Source organism: Actinomadura sp. NPDC000929 (assembly GCF_040492065.1).
Lineage (GTDB): Bacteria > Actinomycetota > Actinomycetes > Streptosporangiales > Streptosporangiaceae > Spirillospora > Spirillospora verrucosospora.
The window spans coordinates 1-14235 of sequence record NZ_JBEUPA010000047.1 but is presented as its reverse complement, the minus strand read 5'-3'; the positions used below and the strand labels follow the sequence as shown (position 1 = coordinate 14235).

The 14235-nt window shown below is 75.4% G+C and carries 11 protein-coding genes; 8 read left to right on the top strand and 3 right to left on the bottom strand.

From position 1 onward, the window contains the following. Nucleotides 1–12: 12 nt before the first annotated feature. Nucleotides 13–774 carry a M50 family metallopeptidase gene (locus ABWI04_RS18680; RefSeq protein ID WP_378187843.1) on the bottom strand — a complete coding sequence of 254 codons (762 nt, stop codon included), beginning with the start codon at nucleotides 772–774 and terminating at the stop codon, nucleotides 13–15. A 277-nt stretch (nucleotides 775–1051) separates the two neighbouring features. On the opposite strand from ABWI04_RS18680, the gene ABWI04_RS18675 reads away from it, so the two are divergent. The 4 genes from ABWI04_RS18675 to ABWI04_RS18660 are packed head-to-tail and all read left to right on the top strand — an operon-like array spanning nucleotide 1052 to nucleotide 7555. Beyond that, nucleotides 1052–3199, top strand: coding sequence for a fibronectin type III domain-containing protein (locus ABWI04_RS18675; RefSeq protein ID WP_353833210.1), 2148 nt, complete (start codon nucleotides 1052–1054; stop codon nucleotides 3197–3199). A 57-nt stretch (nucleotides 3200–3256) separates the two neighbouring features. Then, nucleotides 3257–4240: an AAA family ATPase gene (locus ABWI04_RS18670; protein ID WP_345182307.1), complete on the top strand. Its 984-nt coding sequence runs from the start codon at nucleotides 3257–3259 to the stop codon at nucleotides 4238–4240. Nucleotide 4241: 1 nt separating this feature from the next. After that, nucleotides 4242–5372 carry a DUF58 domain-containing protein gene (locus ABWI04_RS18665; protein WP_345182309.1) on the top strand — a complete coding sequence of 377 codons (1131 nt, stop codon included), beginning with the start codon at nucleotides 4242–4244 and terminating at the stop codon, nucleotides 5370–5372. Further along, entirely contained in the window at nucleotides 5369–7555 is a 2187-nt protein-coding gene (locus ABWI04_RS18660) for a transglutaminase TgpA family protein (RefSeq protein WP_353833209.1), read from the top strand. The genes ABWI04_RS18665 and ABWI04_RS18660 overlap by 4 nt, the downstream gene beginning before the upstream one ends. On the opposite strand, the gene ABWI04_RS18655 is transcribed toward ABWI04_RS18660, so the two are convergent. Further along, entirely contained in the window at nucleotides 7536–8174 is a 639-nt protein-coding gene (locus ABWI04_RS18655) for a hypothetical protein (RefSeq protein ID WP_345182314.1), read from the bottom strand. The genes ABWI04_RS18660 and ABWI04_RS18655 overlap by 20 nt on opposite strands. Nucleotides 8175–8192: 18 nt before the next feature. Here ABWI04_RS18655 and ABWI04_RS18650 point away from each other — a divergent pair, with 18 nt between their 5' ends. The 3 genes from ABWI04_RS18650 (at nucleotide 8193) to ABWI04_RS18640 (ending at nucleotide 11499) form a co-directional block, all read left to right on the top strand. Continuing rightward, nucleotides 8193–8390 (top strand): hypothetical protein, encoded by a 198-nt coding sequence (locus ABWI04_RS18650; protein ID WP_353833228.1) that lies wholly within the window; start codon nucleotides 8193–8195, stop codon nucleotides 8388–8390. After that, on the top strand, nucleotides 8387–9322 hold the full coding sequence (locus tag ABWI04_RS18645; protein ID WP_353833208.1) for a threonine ammonia-lyase: 936 nt from the start codon (nucleotides 8387–8389) through the stop codon (nucleotides 9320–9322). The genes ABWI04_RS18650 and ABWI04_RS18645 overlap by 4 nt, the downstream gene beginning before the upstream one ends. 86 nt (nucleotides 9323–9408) lie before the next feature. After that, nucleotides 9409–11499, top strand: coding sequence for a fibronectin type III domain-containing protein (locus ABWI04_RS18640; protein ID WP_353833207.1), 2091 nt, complete (start codon nucleotides 9409–9411; stop codon nucleotides 11497–11499). Nucleotides 11500–11520: 21 nt separating this feature from the next. Here the strand turns inward: ABWI04_RS18640 and ABWI04_RS18635 are convergent, their stop codons facing one another. Further along, entirely contained in the window at nucleotides 11521–13266 is a 1746-nt protein-coding gene (locus ABWI04_RS18635) for a serine/threonine-protein kinase (protein WP_353833206.1), read from the bottom strand. 384 nt (nucleotides 13267–13650) lie between these two features. On the opposite strand from ABWI04_RS18635, the gene ABWI04_RS18630 reads away from it, so the two are divergent. Beyond that, nucleotides 13651–14235 (top strand): hypothetical protein (locus ABWI04_RS18630; protein WP_353833205.1); only part of this gene is annotated, 585 nt, incomplete at its 3' end.

The window sequence follows — 14235 nt, the reverse complement described above, 5'->3', positions numbered from 1 at the left end:
CCCGGTCCGGCGTCAGCCCACCCCGCCGAAGCCGGGCGGGGTGGGCAGGTCGGGCAGCGAGACGTCCGGGATGAGGAGCGCGCCGCCCGCCAGCAGGGCCAGCAGGGCGGTGGCGGCGAACAGGCCCACCCAGGCGAGCCCGGGGACGCCGGTGAGGTGGTGGAGCTGGTCGGCGTCGGAGCTCGGCGCCATGTGCCGGGCCCGCATGCGCTGCAGCTCGATCACCGGGCGGGTGCCGGCCAGCAGCAGGAACCAGGCGGCCAGGTAGGCGAACCCGGCCTGCACCGTGGCGCTGCCCAGCCACGACACCGCGAAGACCACCGCGCCCGTCACGATCACCGAGAGCGCCCCGTAGGCGTTGCGGATCATGATGAGCATCGCGGCGAGCAGGGCCAGGGTGAACCACAGCATCAGCGTGATGCGGCCGTCCTCCAGCAGCAGCGCGAACAGCAGCCCGAGCAGCGGCGGCGTGACGTACCCCGCCATCGCCGTGAGGATCATGCCGGGGCCGTGCGGCTTGCCGCGCGACACGGTCACGCCCGAGGTGTCGGAGTGCAGCTTGATGCCGTCCAGCTTGCGGCCGGTGACCAGCGCGACCAGCGCGTGCCCGCCCTCGTGCGCGATCGTGACGGTGTTGCGCGCCATCCGCCAGGTCGGGCCGTGCACCACCGAGGCGAGCGCCACGAGGCCGACAAGGGCCACCAGCCACCACGGCGGATCCGGCTGCGTTCCCGTCACCCGGTGCCACAGGTCGGCGATGCTCACGTTTTCCACGTCCACCTCGGAGTCGTCGTCGCGATGCCCAACACTAGGACGTCCCGGATAACGTTCGCGTTCGGATCTCAGACCGACGGACCGGGGCAAGCCGCAATCCCTTGCCCACAACCGATTGGTGTCGTGGCGGATCGCCCGTCACCCGCCGGACCGGCATCGATCTACCAGGCCGATCTCCGCAAACCCATTCCGGAGCGCCCCGTATTGCCGTTAAGGTGCCTTCGCGCCCCGGGTCAGCGGTTTCCCGCTCCCGGCGCGCCGAGAGGGTGAGCGGGGATTGAACGGGGACCGATCCTCCGCGCGGACCACCGGCCCGCGCGGTCATTACCGATTCTTCCGGCGTGACAGGCTGACGGGCCAGATCGCCGCCGGGCTGGTCGGCGTGCTCGCCGTGGGCGCGCTCGTCTACGGCGTGGGCACCGCCAGCGCGCGGTACCGGCTCTCGGACGTGGGGGCCTGGCTGAGCGCGAGCGGCAAGGGCCTGGTCGTGCACGCCAACGGGCTGGCCGGCAAGGTCGACGGCAAGACCCCGGTGGTGCCGCAGATGCGCGGCCACCGCATCAGGATCGTCCAGGACGGCGCCACGGTGCTGCTGGTCGACGAGGAGACCGGCGTCGTCAGCCGGATCGACCCCTCCCAGCTCAAGATCACCAAGAGCCGGCAGGCCGGCGGGCCGGGCATGCAGGTGCTCTCCGGCGCCGGCGCCGCCTACACCGTCGACCTCGTCAAGGGCTCCGTCCAGCAGATCGACCCGGTGACCCTGGCGCCGGTCGGCACCCCCGCGACCCTCACCGCGCCGCTCGGGCAGGCGGGCATCGACGCCGACGGCGCGCTCTGGGTGCCCGTCCCGCAGACGGGCCGCGTCGTCCCGTTCAGGTCGGGCCGCCAGGGCGAGCCCGTCGCCGTCGGGAAGGCCGGCGACCGCCTCGCGCTGACGATCGCCGCCGGACGGCCCGTGATCACCGACAGCACGTCCGCCACCGCGCTGATCGTCCGCCCCGAGGGCACGCAGCGGGTCAACCTGCCCGCGCCCGTCACGCGGGCCGCGGACGGGGTCAAGGTCCCGGCGGTCGCCGACGGGCAGATCGTCCCGATGCTCGGCGCGGGCGGCTCCCTCTACCTGCTGGACACGGGCGTCGGGCGGGTCGACTCGGTGGCCCTGCGCGTGCCGGACCACCACGCCTTCGAGCCCCCGAACGTCCTCGGGCAGCGCGTCTACCTGCCCGACCGGACGTCCGGCCGGCTGCTGGTCTTCAACACCGAGCGCAACGCCTGGGAGCGGCCCGTCGCGGCCGCGCGGCCCGGCGGAACGATCGAGATGCTCGTCCGCGACCACATGCTGTGGGTCAACGACCCCGACGGCCCCACCGCCCTCGCCTTCGGCCCGGACGGCGGCGTCAAGCGCATCGAGAAGTACGACGACAAGGTCCCCGGCAGCGCGCGGCGCCCGCTGCCCGTCCAGGCCAACCCGGGAGGCGGCCAGGGCAACCGCAACCGCGGCGGCACGGGCAACGGCGGCACCACCACCGTCACGCCGCCGAGCAGGCCCGTCAGGCCTCCGGTGAAGAAGGACCCCACCGCGCCCGACCCGCCCACGCCCGCCGCGTCCGGCGACAACGGCTCGATCAAGGTCCGGTTCACGGCGGCCGCGCAGCCGCAGGGCGTCTACCCGGTGACCCGGTTCGTCCTGCTCGGCCAGAACGGCAAGCCGGTCGCGGGCGCGAGGCCGGCGCAGTTCGCCGGGGCCGTCCAGGGCGGGACGTTCTCCGTCGGCGGCCTCACCTGCGACACGACCACCCACGTCTACAAGGTGGCAGCCGAGTACAGGGGGAAGGACGGCAAGCCCGCCTACAGCGAGTCCGGCGAGGTCGCCGCCACCGCCTGCACCGCCCCCGGCCCGCCGACCGGCCTCAGCGCGACCCCGGTCAACCACGGAGCGGACCTCCGATGGGCCCCCTCCGCCGGCTTCGACGTCACCTACGTGGTGACCTCGCCCAGCGGGACGCTCACGACCAAGCGCACCTCGGAGGCGGTCCGCGGGCTGGCCAACGCGACGACACACCAGGTGAGCGTCAAGGCCCGCAACGGCGCTGGTGAGTCCACGGAACTGACGAAGACGGTGGACCTCGCTTATCCGACCAAGCAGATCCGCAACCAGAACAACGGCCAGACCAACACGCTGATCCGGTCGGGCCCGAACACCTCCGGTCCCACCACGGGCACGATCCCCAAGGGGCAGATCATCACGATGACCGTGGTGTGCCAGGTCCAGGGGCAGTCGTACAACGACCCCGAGAGCAACACGTCGAGCTCCGTCTGGAACCAGGTCCAGACGTCGTACGGCAACGGCTACCTCAACGACACTCTGGTGGCCACTTCCAAGAACGGCTACCCGTCGGACGGTCTCTTCGAATGCCAGACGTGAGCGGCCGAGGCCGTCCGAGGGTGAACGAACCATGTCGAGCGCGCGGGGAAGCGGATCATGAGTGAGAACGCGGCGGTGGACGCGGACGCGCTGGCCGGGCGGTTCGCGCAGATGTTCGCGGCGCTGGCGGGCAACATCGAGCGGGTCGTGCGCGGCAAGCGGGAGAAGGTCGAGCTGGCGCTCACCTGCCTGCTGGCCGAGGGGCACCTGCTGGTCGAGGACGTTCCGGGCGTCGGCAAGACGACGCTGGCGCGGGCGATCGCGGCGTCCGTCGAGGCCAAGTGGGCGCGCATCCAGTTCACGCCCGACCTGCTGCCCAGCGACATCACCGGCGTGTCGATCTTCAACCAGGGGACGGCCGAGTTCGAGTTCCACCCTGGACCGATCTTCGCGAACCTGGCCGTGGCCGACGAGATCAACCGCGGCTCGCCCAAGACGCAGTCGGCGCTGCTGGAGGTCATGGAGGAGCGCCGGGTCACCGTCGAGGGCGTCCCGCATCCGGTGCCGCGCCCCTTCATGGTGATCGCCACGCAGAACCCCGTCGACATGGACGGCACGTACCCGCTGCCGGAGGCGCAGCTCGACCGGTTCCTGATGCGGATCTCGATGGGCTACCCCGACCACCAGGCCGAGGTGGCGCTGCTCGCCGGGGCCCCGACCGGTGCGGTGCTCGACCAGATGCCGCCGGTGCTGAGCCGCGAGGACCTCGCCCGGATGATCGATTTCGCGCAGCGGCTGCACGTCGCGCCGCCGCTGTACGACTACCTCGTGCGCGTCGTCGCGGTCACCCGCGAGCACCCCGACCTGCGGCTCGGCGCGAGCCCGCGGGCCGGCATCGCGCTGCTGCGCGCCGCGCGGGTGCGGGCGGCGGCGGCCGGCCGCTCCTACATCGTCCCCGAGGACGTCAAGGCGCTCGCGGTGCCCGTCATCGCGCACCGGCTGATCGTCACGCCGGAGGCCGAGCTGCGCGGGCGCTCGGGCGCCGACGTGGTCGCCGAGGCGCTGGGCGACGTGCCGACGCCGCAGGCCGCCGGGGTGTGACGTGCTGACGCCGCTCGGATGGGGGACGGCGGCCGGTTCGGTCCTGCTGTACGCGGCGGGCTGGTGGCTCGGCTATCCCGAGCCCGCCGTGCTGGCCGTCGCGGGCCTGGTCGCGGTGGGGGCGGCGGCGCTGTGGACGCTGCCGCGCCCGAAGCTGGAGGTCGGCAGGGAGATCGCGCCGGCGCGGGTGGCGCGCGGCGAGCCCGCCGTCGGGGTCCTGCACGTGACGAACAAGGGGCGCGGCGTGCGCGGGCTCAGCGCCGAGGACGCGGCGGGCTCCACGCCTGTGGCGGTCGACATCCCGCGGCTGCGCCCGGGCGGCGGGCGCACCGTGACCTACCGGCTGCCGACGTCCCGGCGCGGCGAGATCCCGGTGGGGCCGCTGCGGCTGGTGCGCGCCGACCCCCTCCGGCTGGCGCGCCGGGTGCGCGAGTACGGGGCGCCGCGGGTCCTGCTCGTCCGGCCGAGGACGGTGCGGCTGTCGCTGCTGCCGTCCGGGCGCGCCTACCACCTGGAGGGCCCGACCAGCGACCGGTCCCCGGCGGGGACGGCGACGTTCCACGCGCTGCGCGAGTACGTGATCGGGGACGAGCTGCGCCACATCCACTGGAAGTCGTCGGCGCGCACCGGGACGCTGATGGTCCGCCAGCTCGTGGACGCCAGCCTGCCCACGACGACGGTCGTGCTGGAGGCGCGCCCCGGCTCGTGGCCGGAACCCGACGACTTCGAGCTCGCCGTGGACGCCGCGGCGTCGGTCGCGGCCGGGGCGGCGTCGGCGAGCTTCCCCGTCCGGATCCTCACCGGCGACGGCCAGGTGGCCGACACGCGGGGCGGGCCGGACGACGTGGAGGTCCTCCTCGACCGGCTCACCGCCGTCCGCACGCGTGAGGGGGCGGGCTCGGTCGTGGACGCGGTGCGCCGTGTGCGCCCGGGCGGGTCCCTCGTCGTCATCACCCCGGACGCCGCCGAGCTCGGGCGCATCGCGGCCGTCCGCAGCCGGTTCGACCGGATCGTCGTGCTGCGGGTCCGCCCGGGGGGTCCCGCGGCGGCGCCGCCCGGCGTCCAGCTCGTCGACTTCGCCGACCTGGAGGGGCTGGCGGAGGCGTGGCACCGGCTGGGGAGCGCCCGGTGACCCGGTACGCCTCGATCGCCGTGACGGCCTGCCTGGTCGCCGTCGCCGGGCTGGCGTTCCAGCGGGTGTTCGGGCTCGGGCCGGTCGTCCCCGTCGCCGCCGTCGCGGCGGTGGTGCCGACGCTGCTGTGCGGGCTGCTGTCGGGGCCGCGCAAGGACAAGGGTCCCTGGCCGCTGTGGATCTCGCTGGTGCTGACCGTCCTCGCCTGGGCGGCGACGGTCTCGGCGACCGTCCTGCGCCCCGCCCTCGGGGACGGGACGCTCCCGCAGACGCTGCGCGAGGGCGTGCTCGGCGCGTGGAAGTCGATCCTGACCACGCTGCTGCCCGCCCCCGCGAAGCCGGAGTACCTCGTCCTGGTCCACGTGGTGGTGTGGCTGGCGGCGTTCGCGGCGGCGGAGCTGGCGCTGCGCACCTCGCTGCGCGCCCTGCCCTGCGTGCCCGCGCTCGGCGTCTGGGCGGTCGCGCTGCTGCTCGGGGTCGACGGCCCCGGATCCAACCTGCCGCTCGCCGCCGCGACCGTCGTGCTCATCGCCGTGCTGGTCCTCGTCCGCGCGGACGGGCCCGACTCGGGCACCGCGTGGCGGCCGCTGCTGGTCGGCGTCCCCGCCGCGGCCCTCCTCGGGGCGCTGGCGTTCGCCGCCGGACCCGTCGTCCCCGTCAGCGCGGACCCCTACGACCCGCGCGAGCAGGTGCAGGCGCCTCCGCCGCAGCAGCGCGACGGCGTCAGCCCGCTGGACCGCGTCGGCGGCTGGCTGCTCAGCCCCGACCAGGTGATGTTCACGGTCCAGTCGAGGCGCGACGAGATCGAGCGGCTCGCCGTGCTGGACCGGTTCGACGGCGTGACCTGGTCGTCCACGGCCCGGTTCGTCCCCACCGGGAGCCGCGTTCCGGAGGGGCCGGAGCCGGACCGCGAGCACGAGGTCGCGCAGCGCGTCACCATCCGCGACCTGCCGGGCGTGTGGGTGCCCGCCGCCGACCGGCCGCGGGAGGTCGCCGGGCTCCCCGTCGTCGTCGACCCCGGCAGCGGCGCGCTGGCCGCCGCGCAGCCGCTGCGCCCCGGCCAGACCTACCGAGTCGACTCCGTCGTCCCCGAATGGACGGCCGACGACCTCGCCGGGGCGGAGGTCGCCGGCGACGCCGAGGCCAGGGCCGCGCGGGAGCTGCCGTGGGGTCCGGGCGCGAAGGAGCCGCCCGTCCAGATCGCCGAGTTCCGCAGGTTCGCCCAGGCCGCGACGCGGGGCGCCGTGTCGCCGATCCAGAAGGCCGCGATGCTCGCCGAGTACCTCAAGCGGTACGCCAGGTACGACGTCACCGCCCCGCCGGGGCACGGCTACCGGCAGCTCGACTACTTCCTCGGCGAGGGCAGGCGCGGCACGCCCGAGCACTTCGCGACCGCCTACGCCCTGCTCGCCCGGACGATCGGCCTGCCGTCCCGGGTCACCGTGGGCTTCGACGGCGGCGCCCGCGCGGGCGACACCGTCCAGGTCCGGTCCGGGGACGTGATGGTGTGGCCGGAGATCAAGTTCGACCGGCTCGGCTGGATCCGGTTCAACCCGCTCCCCGACAGCGCGCGCCGCTCCAAGAAGAACGACTCCGTCGCGGCGGGGGAGACCGAGCAGAAGCTGGAGCAGGCCCAGAAGAACGCGGCCTCCCAGCAGCGCGGCCAGGGGCCGGGCGCCACGACGCAGAAGGGTCCGCAGAAGCCGACCGCCTCGGACGGCGGTCCCACGCCGTGGTGGGTGCTCGCCGCGCTCGCGGCGGGCGCGCTCGCCGCCGGCTACCTGGGCGCCGTCCTCCTCGCCCCCGCCCTGCGGAAGCGGCGCCGGAGGGCCGGGCCGCCCGCCGCCCGCATCACCGGCGCGTGGCACCAGGCGCTCGACCATCTCGCCGACGTCGGCCTGTCCACGGCCCGGACGCTGACCGCGCACGAGGTCGCCCGCTTCGGCGCGTCCGCCGTCGGCGAGGACGCCCACGGCCACCTCGGGCCGCTCGCCGACCTGGTCAACCGCAGCCGGTTCGCCGCGTCCCAGCCGGACCCCGGCGCCGCCGACCGCGCGTGGCGGCACACCGACGAGCTCGGCCGCCTCGTCACCGCCAGGGCCGGGCGGCTGCGCCGCTTCCGGCGCCGCCTGCACCCGCGGTCGCTGCGGGACCGCCGGGCCGTCAGGACGCGGGGACGCTGACGGCGATCTCGCCGCCGAGCACCGCGCCCGTCTCCAGCTCCAGGTCGTCCCCGCTCCAGAACCGGCCCGGGTCGAACCAGTTCGGGCGGCGCCCCTTCGGCAGCAGCCCCATGGACTGGTACGTCACCGCGACGATCTCCGCGCAGAACGCCGTCTCCAGGTTCGGGTCCCGCTCGGCCGGCCGCCGGATCGGCACCCGCCCGCGCAGCCACCGCGTCGCCAGCTTCGACGTCGAGGGGAACGGCGTGCCGTCCAGCCGCGCCACCGCGCGCAGCGCCGCGTCCTCCATCGCCCGGGTCGGCGGCGGGTCGAGCTGCCGCAGCCAGGCCCGCTGCCCGTAGCGGTTCCCCCAGGCCAGCACCGCGTCCCGCAGGTCGTGCAGCTGCGCGCCGCGGTGGTGCCCGCCGGTCCACATGTCCCGCAGCGAGCGGCCGAGCTCGGCGTGCCACATCAGCGGGGGCAGGTCGTCGATCACCACCGCCATGCCGACGTGGTTGACGGGGCTGTTGGTGGTCATCTGGATGGCGCGGTCGGCGACCGTCCGGCCGCGGAACAGCCACACGTCCCCGGTGCGGGTCAGTTCGGCGGCCTCGGCGAGGGAGATGCTCGTGCCCGGCATGGTCGCTACGGTAGCCGCATGCGCACGTTGCGAGGGTCCGGCCTGTTGAAGGCGTCGAATCTCTGGAAGGCACTGGGCGTCGCGGGGTTCCTCGGGGTCGCCGCGACCGGCGCCGTGGTCGTGCGCGCCGAGCGCCGCCGCCGCGCCTACACCCCCGAGGAGATCCGGGACCGCCTCCACGAGCGGCTGGACGGGTCGCCGGGGGAGCCGGCATGACGGTGCGCGCCGTCCGGCCGCCCGGCCCGGACGACCTGGACCGCGCCTGGCGGGCCGTGTCCGCCGAGCTCGCCCCCACGCCGCTGGTCCCGTCGGGCGTGGCGCCGGGCGCGCTGCTGAAGCTGGAGACGTTCCAGCCGGTCGGCGCGTTCAAGGTGCGGGGCGCGCTCGCGGCCGTCGCCGCGCTCCCCGCCGGGGAGCCGGCCGTCACGGCGAGCGCGGGCAACCACGGCCTCGGCATGGGGTACGCCGCCGCGAGGGCGGGCGCGGACGTCACCGTGGTGGTCTCGACCCGCGCGTCGCAGGTCAAGGTCGACAGGATCCGCGCGTTCCCGGTGCGCCTCGTCCAGCACGGGACGACCTACGACGAGGCCGAGGCGCACGCGATGACGCTGCCCGGCCACTACGTCTCGCCCTACAACGACCCGGCGGTCATCGCGGGGCAGGGCACCATCGGGCGCGAACTCGACGCGCAGGCGGACGGCCCTCTCACGGTCGTCGCGCCGGTCGGCGGCGGGGGGCTCGTCGCCGGCCTGTGCCTGTGGGCGCGGGAGCGCGGCGACGTGCGGGTCGTGGGCGTGGAGTCGGCGGTGTCGCGCGGAGTCTCCGCGTCGGTGGCGGCGGGACGGGTCACCCGGGTCGAGGTCGGCGAGACGTTCGCCGACGGCCTGCCCGGCAACCTCGAACCCGGCTGCGTCACCCCCGAGGTGATCGGCCGCACCGCCGAGCTGACGGCGGTCACCGACGACGAGATCCGGGCGGCGCTGCGCCTGCTGTTCCACGAGCACGGCCTCGTCGCCGAGGGCGCGGGCGGCGCGGCGGTCGCCGCCGTCATGGCCGGGAAGGTCGAGGCCGCCGGCCGCCTGGTGGTGGTCGTGTCCGGGCGCAACATCACCGCCGCGGAGTACGCCGCCGCCGTCCGCGGAGACTGACCGCCGCCGTTTCGCGGGAACACCGGCGCCGGTGGGACGCGAGCGGCTACGGTGTCCCCTGCGAAATGGGTGGGGGATAACAGGACATGGCGGGCCTGGGCGTTTTCTTCCGGCGTGATCGGCTGACAGGGCAGGTGGCCGTCGGGCTCACCGGCGTGCTCGTCATCGCCGCCGTCGTCTACGGGGTGGGCGTCGCGAGCGCCAAGTACCGGATCGCCGACGTCGGCGCCTGGCTCACCGCGCGGGACAAGGGCCTCGTCGTGCACGTCAACGGGCCCGCGGCCAAGGTGGACGGCAAGACCGGCGTCCCCCCGCAGATGCGCGGCCACGACATCAGGATCGTCCAGGACGGCGCCACCGTCCTGATCATCGACCAGGACACCGGCGTCGTCAGCCGGCTCGACCCCTCCCAGCTGGACGTCGGCGCGAGCCGGCCGCTCGGCCGCGGCATCCAGGTCCTCGCCGGCGCCGGGAAGGCCTACACGGTCGACTCCGTCAAGGGCCTCCTCCAGCAGATCGACCCGGTCGGCCTGACGCCGGTCGGCGCGCCCGCGACGCTCCCGCCCGTCCTCGGGCAGGCGGGCATCGACGCGCGCGGCGCCCTGTGGGTGCCCGTGGCGAAGGACGGGCAGGTCACGGCGTTCAAGGACGGACGCACGCAGCCGCCGGTCCGCGTCGGCGGGCCGGGGGACGACCTCGCGCTCACCATGGCCGCAGGCGACCCGGTCGTCGTGAACTCCACGAACGCCACCGCCACCGTCGTCAAGCCGTCCGGGACGCGCCTGACGGTCGGGCTGCCCGCCACCGTGAGGCAGGCGGGCCGCGGCGGCGTCCTCGCCCCGCCCGCCACGGAGGGCAAGACCGTCCCGCTGCTGGTGCCCGGCGCCGGGTCGCTGGTGACCGTGGACACCGACACCGGGCGGTACTCCAGCACGCGGCTCGCCATGCCGAAGCACCGGTACCGGCCGCCGCAGATGCTCGGCCCCAAGGTCTACATCCCCGACGAGACGGCCGGGGCGCTGCTGGTGTACGACTCGGCGGGAAACCGCTTCGAGGCGCCGGTCCCGGTCAGCGGGCGGCCCGCCCGGCTGGACGTCTTCGTCCGCGACGGCCTGCTGTGGGCGAACGACCCGTCCGGCCCGCGCGCCGTCGTGGTCGACGGGCAAGGCGGCCGCAAGGGCATCGACAAGTACCGGGACAAGGTGCCGGGCGGCCCGGTGCGCCGCGCCCTCCCGCAGCCCGGCGGCAGCGGCGCTCCGCAGCCGCCGCGGGCGACCGCCCCGCGGGATCCGCGCCGCCCGCGGCCCGGCGCGCCGCCCGCCGCGCCGCTGAACGTGTCGGTCACGCCCGGGGCGGGCACGATGCGGATCGACTTCCAGCCCTCGGACGGCGAGGGGATCATCGGGTACGCGCTGAAGGACGTCCCGTCCGGCCTCGCGGCGAGCCCGGCCGCGATCGCGCCGGGGGCCGGGCCCTTCACGTTCACGGTCACCGGCGGGGACTGCGCCCGCGAGTACCGCTTCCGCGTCGCCGTCCGCTACCGGGACGGCCGCGGACGCACCCGGGAGCAGGTGTCGGCGCCCAGCGACCCCGCCCGCCCGTGCGTGACGCCCGGCGCGCCGACCGGCCTCAAGGCGCAGGCCACCTCGTCCGGGGCGAAGGTCTCCTGGACGGCCCCGCCCGGCGCGTCCGCCTACCGGGTCGGCTGGGACGGCCCGGTCAAGGGGTCCCGGACGGTGCCCGCCGCCACGGGCTCGGCCATGACCGCGACGCTCGGGGAGGTGTGGACCAACGGGCCCTACACCTTCACCGTCTCCGCCGTGAACGGCGCGGGCACGGGCGCCGCCGCGACGCTCGGCGCCAGGCTCACCGGGCCCGCCGCCAGGTACCCGGTGGAGCGCAACGGGAACTCCAACGCCTACATCCGGGCCACCGCCGACGCCAACAACGGCACGACCGTCGCCACCATGACCGACAACAACGGCGAACTCGTCGTCGTGAACTGCCAGAAGAAGGGCGTCTACTACAGGCACCCCAGGGACGCCGCCCTCGCCGGCGACATGTACGCCAACATCACGTGGAGCGGCAAGACCGGCTACGTCATCGGGTACCTGGTCAACACGCCGGGCGACTGGAGGAGCCTCGCGGGGCCCGCGGTCTGGACGTGCGCGCCCTGACCCGCGGACCCTCCGCGAGAGCTACGGCTTGGGGCGCTTCTTCGCCTTGCCGACGCAGGCGGGCGCCGACCACGCCACGTCCGGAGCCTGGCCCTGGTTGAGGCGCAGCACCGCGCCGACCTTGAAGCAGTGCGCCGTGTTCGGCCGCAGGCCCGGCATGGTCGCCGACTGCGAGCCCGCCTTCACCGACACGATCGGCTGGGTCCCGGCGGGCTGCTGCTGGACGAGCAGCGGCAGCCCGCGCGCGGCGGGCGGCAGCGTCCAGAGCAGCGCCGCCGTCCGGCCGACCTGCCGCGCGACCACCTTGCGCGGGCGGGTCGCCGCGAGCTGCGAGGCCGGGATCGGCTGGGGCGGGGTCTGGGTGGTCTGCCCCTGCGGGGCGGTCGGGGAGGGCGGCGGCGACGTGGCGGCGGTCCCGCCCTTGCCGTCGCCGCCGCCGGACAGCGCGAGCGCCCCGATGCCGAGGGCCAGCCCGCCGGCGAGCACGATCCCGCCCACCACGATCAGGCCGCGGCGCTGGCCCTGCTGGGGCTGGTCCCAGGTGGTCTGGTGCGGGCCCCCGTGCGGCGTGGTCTGGTGCGGGCCCCCGTGCGGCGTCGTGTGCGGTGACGTGTGCGGCGTCGTGGAGGACCCGTTCGCGGGCCGGTCGCCCGCCTGGGGCACCGGCATCGGAGGCCAGGCGGCTTCCGGGGAGGGGGGCGGACCTTCCTGGGGGAGGGCCGTCTCACGCGTCTGCGGCGGGAGGGCGTGCGGCGCCCACGGCGACCGCGGCGGCGCCGATGTCGGCGCGGCGAGGGGCGCCGGAGCCGGCGGCGCGGGGGCGGGCGGGGACGGCGCCTGCGCGGCGGGCGCCGGCGGCGGGGCGGAGACGTCGGGGAACGAGGGGATCGGGCCGGCGTCCGACAGCGCCAGGGCGCCGCGGCCGGCGTGCGCCACGTCCGTCACCGGCAGCCCCAGCTCGGCCTGGACGCGCTGGAGCGCCTGCGCGAACTCCACGGCGCTCGCGAACCGCTCGTCGGGCGTCTTGGCCATCGCGCGCACGATGACGTCGGTGACCTGCCGCGGGACGTCGGGGCGGGGGATCGGCGGCGGCGGGTCGTTGAGGATCCGCAGCATCAGCGGCGCGATGCCCTCGCGGGGCGGCCCCTTGAACGCGGGCCGTCCGGCCAGCAGCTGGTAGAGCGTCGAGCCGAGCGAGTACAGGTCGGACCCGATGCCCGGCGGCCTGCCCTCCAGCACCTCGGGGGCGGCGTGGTGCGGGGTGAACGCCTGCGTGTGGGTGGCGTCGAAGCTGTCGACGAGGCGGGCGATGCCGAAGTCGGCGAGCGCGGGCTCGCCGTACCGCGACAGCAGCACGTTCTGCGGCTTGACGTCCCGGTGCAGGACGTCGGTCTCGTGGGTGGCGGCGAGCGCGCCCGCCATCTTCACCCCGATCCGCAGCACCTCGGCGAACGCGAGGGGCCCCTCCCGCGCGAGCCGGTCGGTGAGCGCTCCGTGCTCGAAGTACTCCATCACGATGTAGGGGCGCCCGGACCGGGTGGTGCCGGTGTCCAGCACGGTCACGATGTTCGGGTGCCCGGAGAGCCGACCGGTGATCTTGCACTCGCGCTGGAACCGCCGCATCGCCGCGTCGTCGACCGCGCTGATCGACATGACCTTCAGCGCGACCATCCGGTCCAGGCGCTCCTGGTGGGCGCGGTAGACGACGCTGAAGCCGCCCTCGCCGACCTGCTCAAGCACCCGGTAGCCCGGAACGTCCTCGGTCATGGGTCGGGGGTTCCCTCTCGGTCGCTCGTCTCGTCCGGGGCGCGTGCGGGCGCGTGCGCGGCTGGTTCGTTCGATGCGGCGCGGCCCGGGGCGGTTCCCCCGGGCACAAGCGTAGTACGGGGAGGAAACGGGCGTGGCTGCTCTCGCGGGGAAGACCGGGCCCGCCGCCTCCGGCACATCGTACGGAAATGAGATGACATTTCCATTCGGTCGGTTAATCGTTGTGCCAATTGCGCTCCAGTGCCGGCTCTCTCCGTCCTAACCTCGGGATTCGCGACGAAGGAACTGCCCCAGAGGGAGTGGCCCGCCGTGACGGACGATGTCATGACGAATCCGCACAGGGAAACACCACCGACCGAATCGGCTTATGGCGACCTTGTCCGGATGGCGTATTTCGTTCTGCCGGGACGGGGAAAGCGCGTCTACCGGCTGGCGATCGCCCGCCGGATCGTGGACTCCACCTCGCGCGGCGCCCGCGACCGCTCCGCCGCCGGGCACGCCCGGCGCCGCACCCGCGTGCTGCGCCGGGCGCTGCGGCCGTCCCGCCGCCTGCAGATCGGCCTCGGCCCGTGGCTGCGCGCGCTGCCCGCCCGCCTGCCCGACCCGGCGCTGACCGCGGCGCTGTCCAGGCTCGATCCCCACGTCCGCGTCGCCTACGTCCTGCGGAACGTCGAGGGGATGCCCCGCTACGCCGTCCGCGACCAGCTGATCGAGCTGCGGGTGCGCGACCCGTGGCTGGTGATCCGTGCCGCCGAGGCCGTCGAGGTGCCGGTGCCCCGCCGCGGCGACCGGTTCGAGGCGGAGCTGCTGCGCCCCGTCCGCACCCGCTCGGTCATCCCGCTGGCGGCCGCGGTCTTCCTCACCGCCGCGCTGGTCGGCGCGCTGCTGGTGACGGAGCGGGAGGGCGCCCGCGAGGCGTCCGCCCGCGGCCTCGGCCTCGTCACGGCGGCGCCGGACGCCTGGACGCGC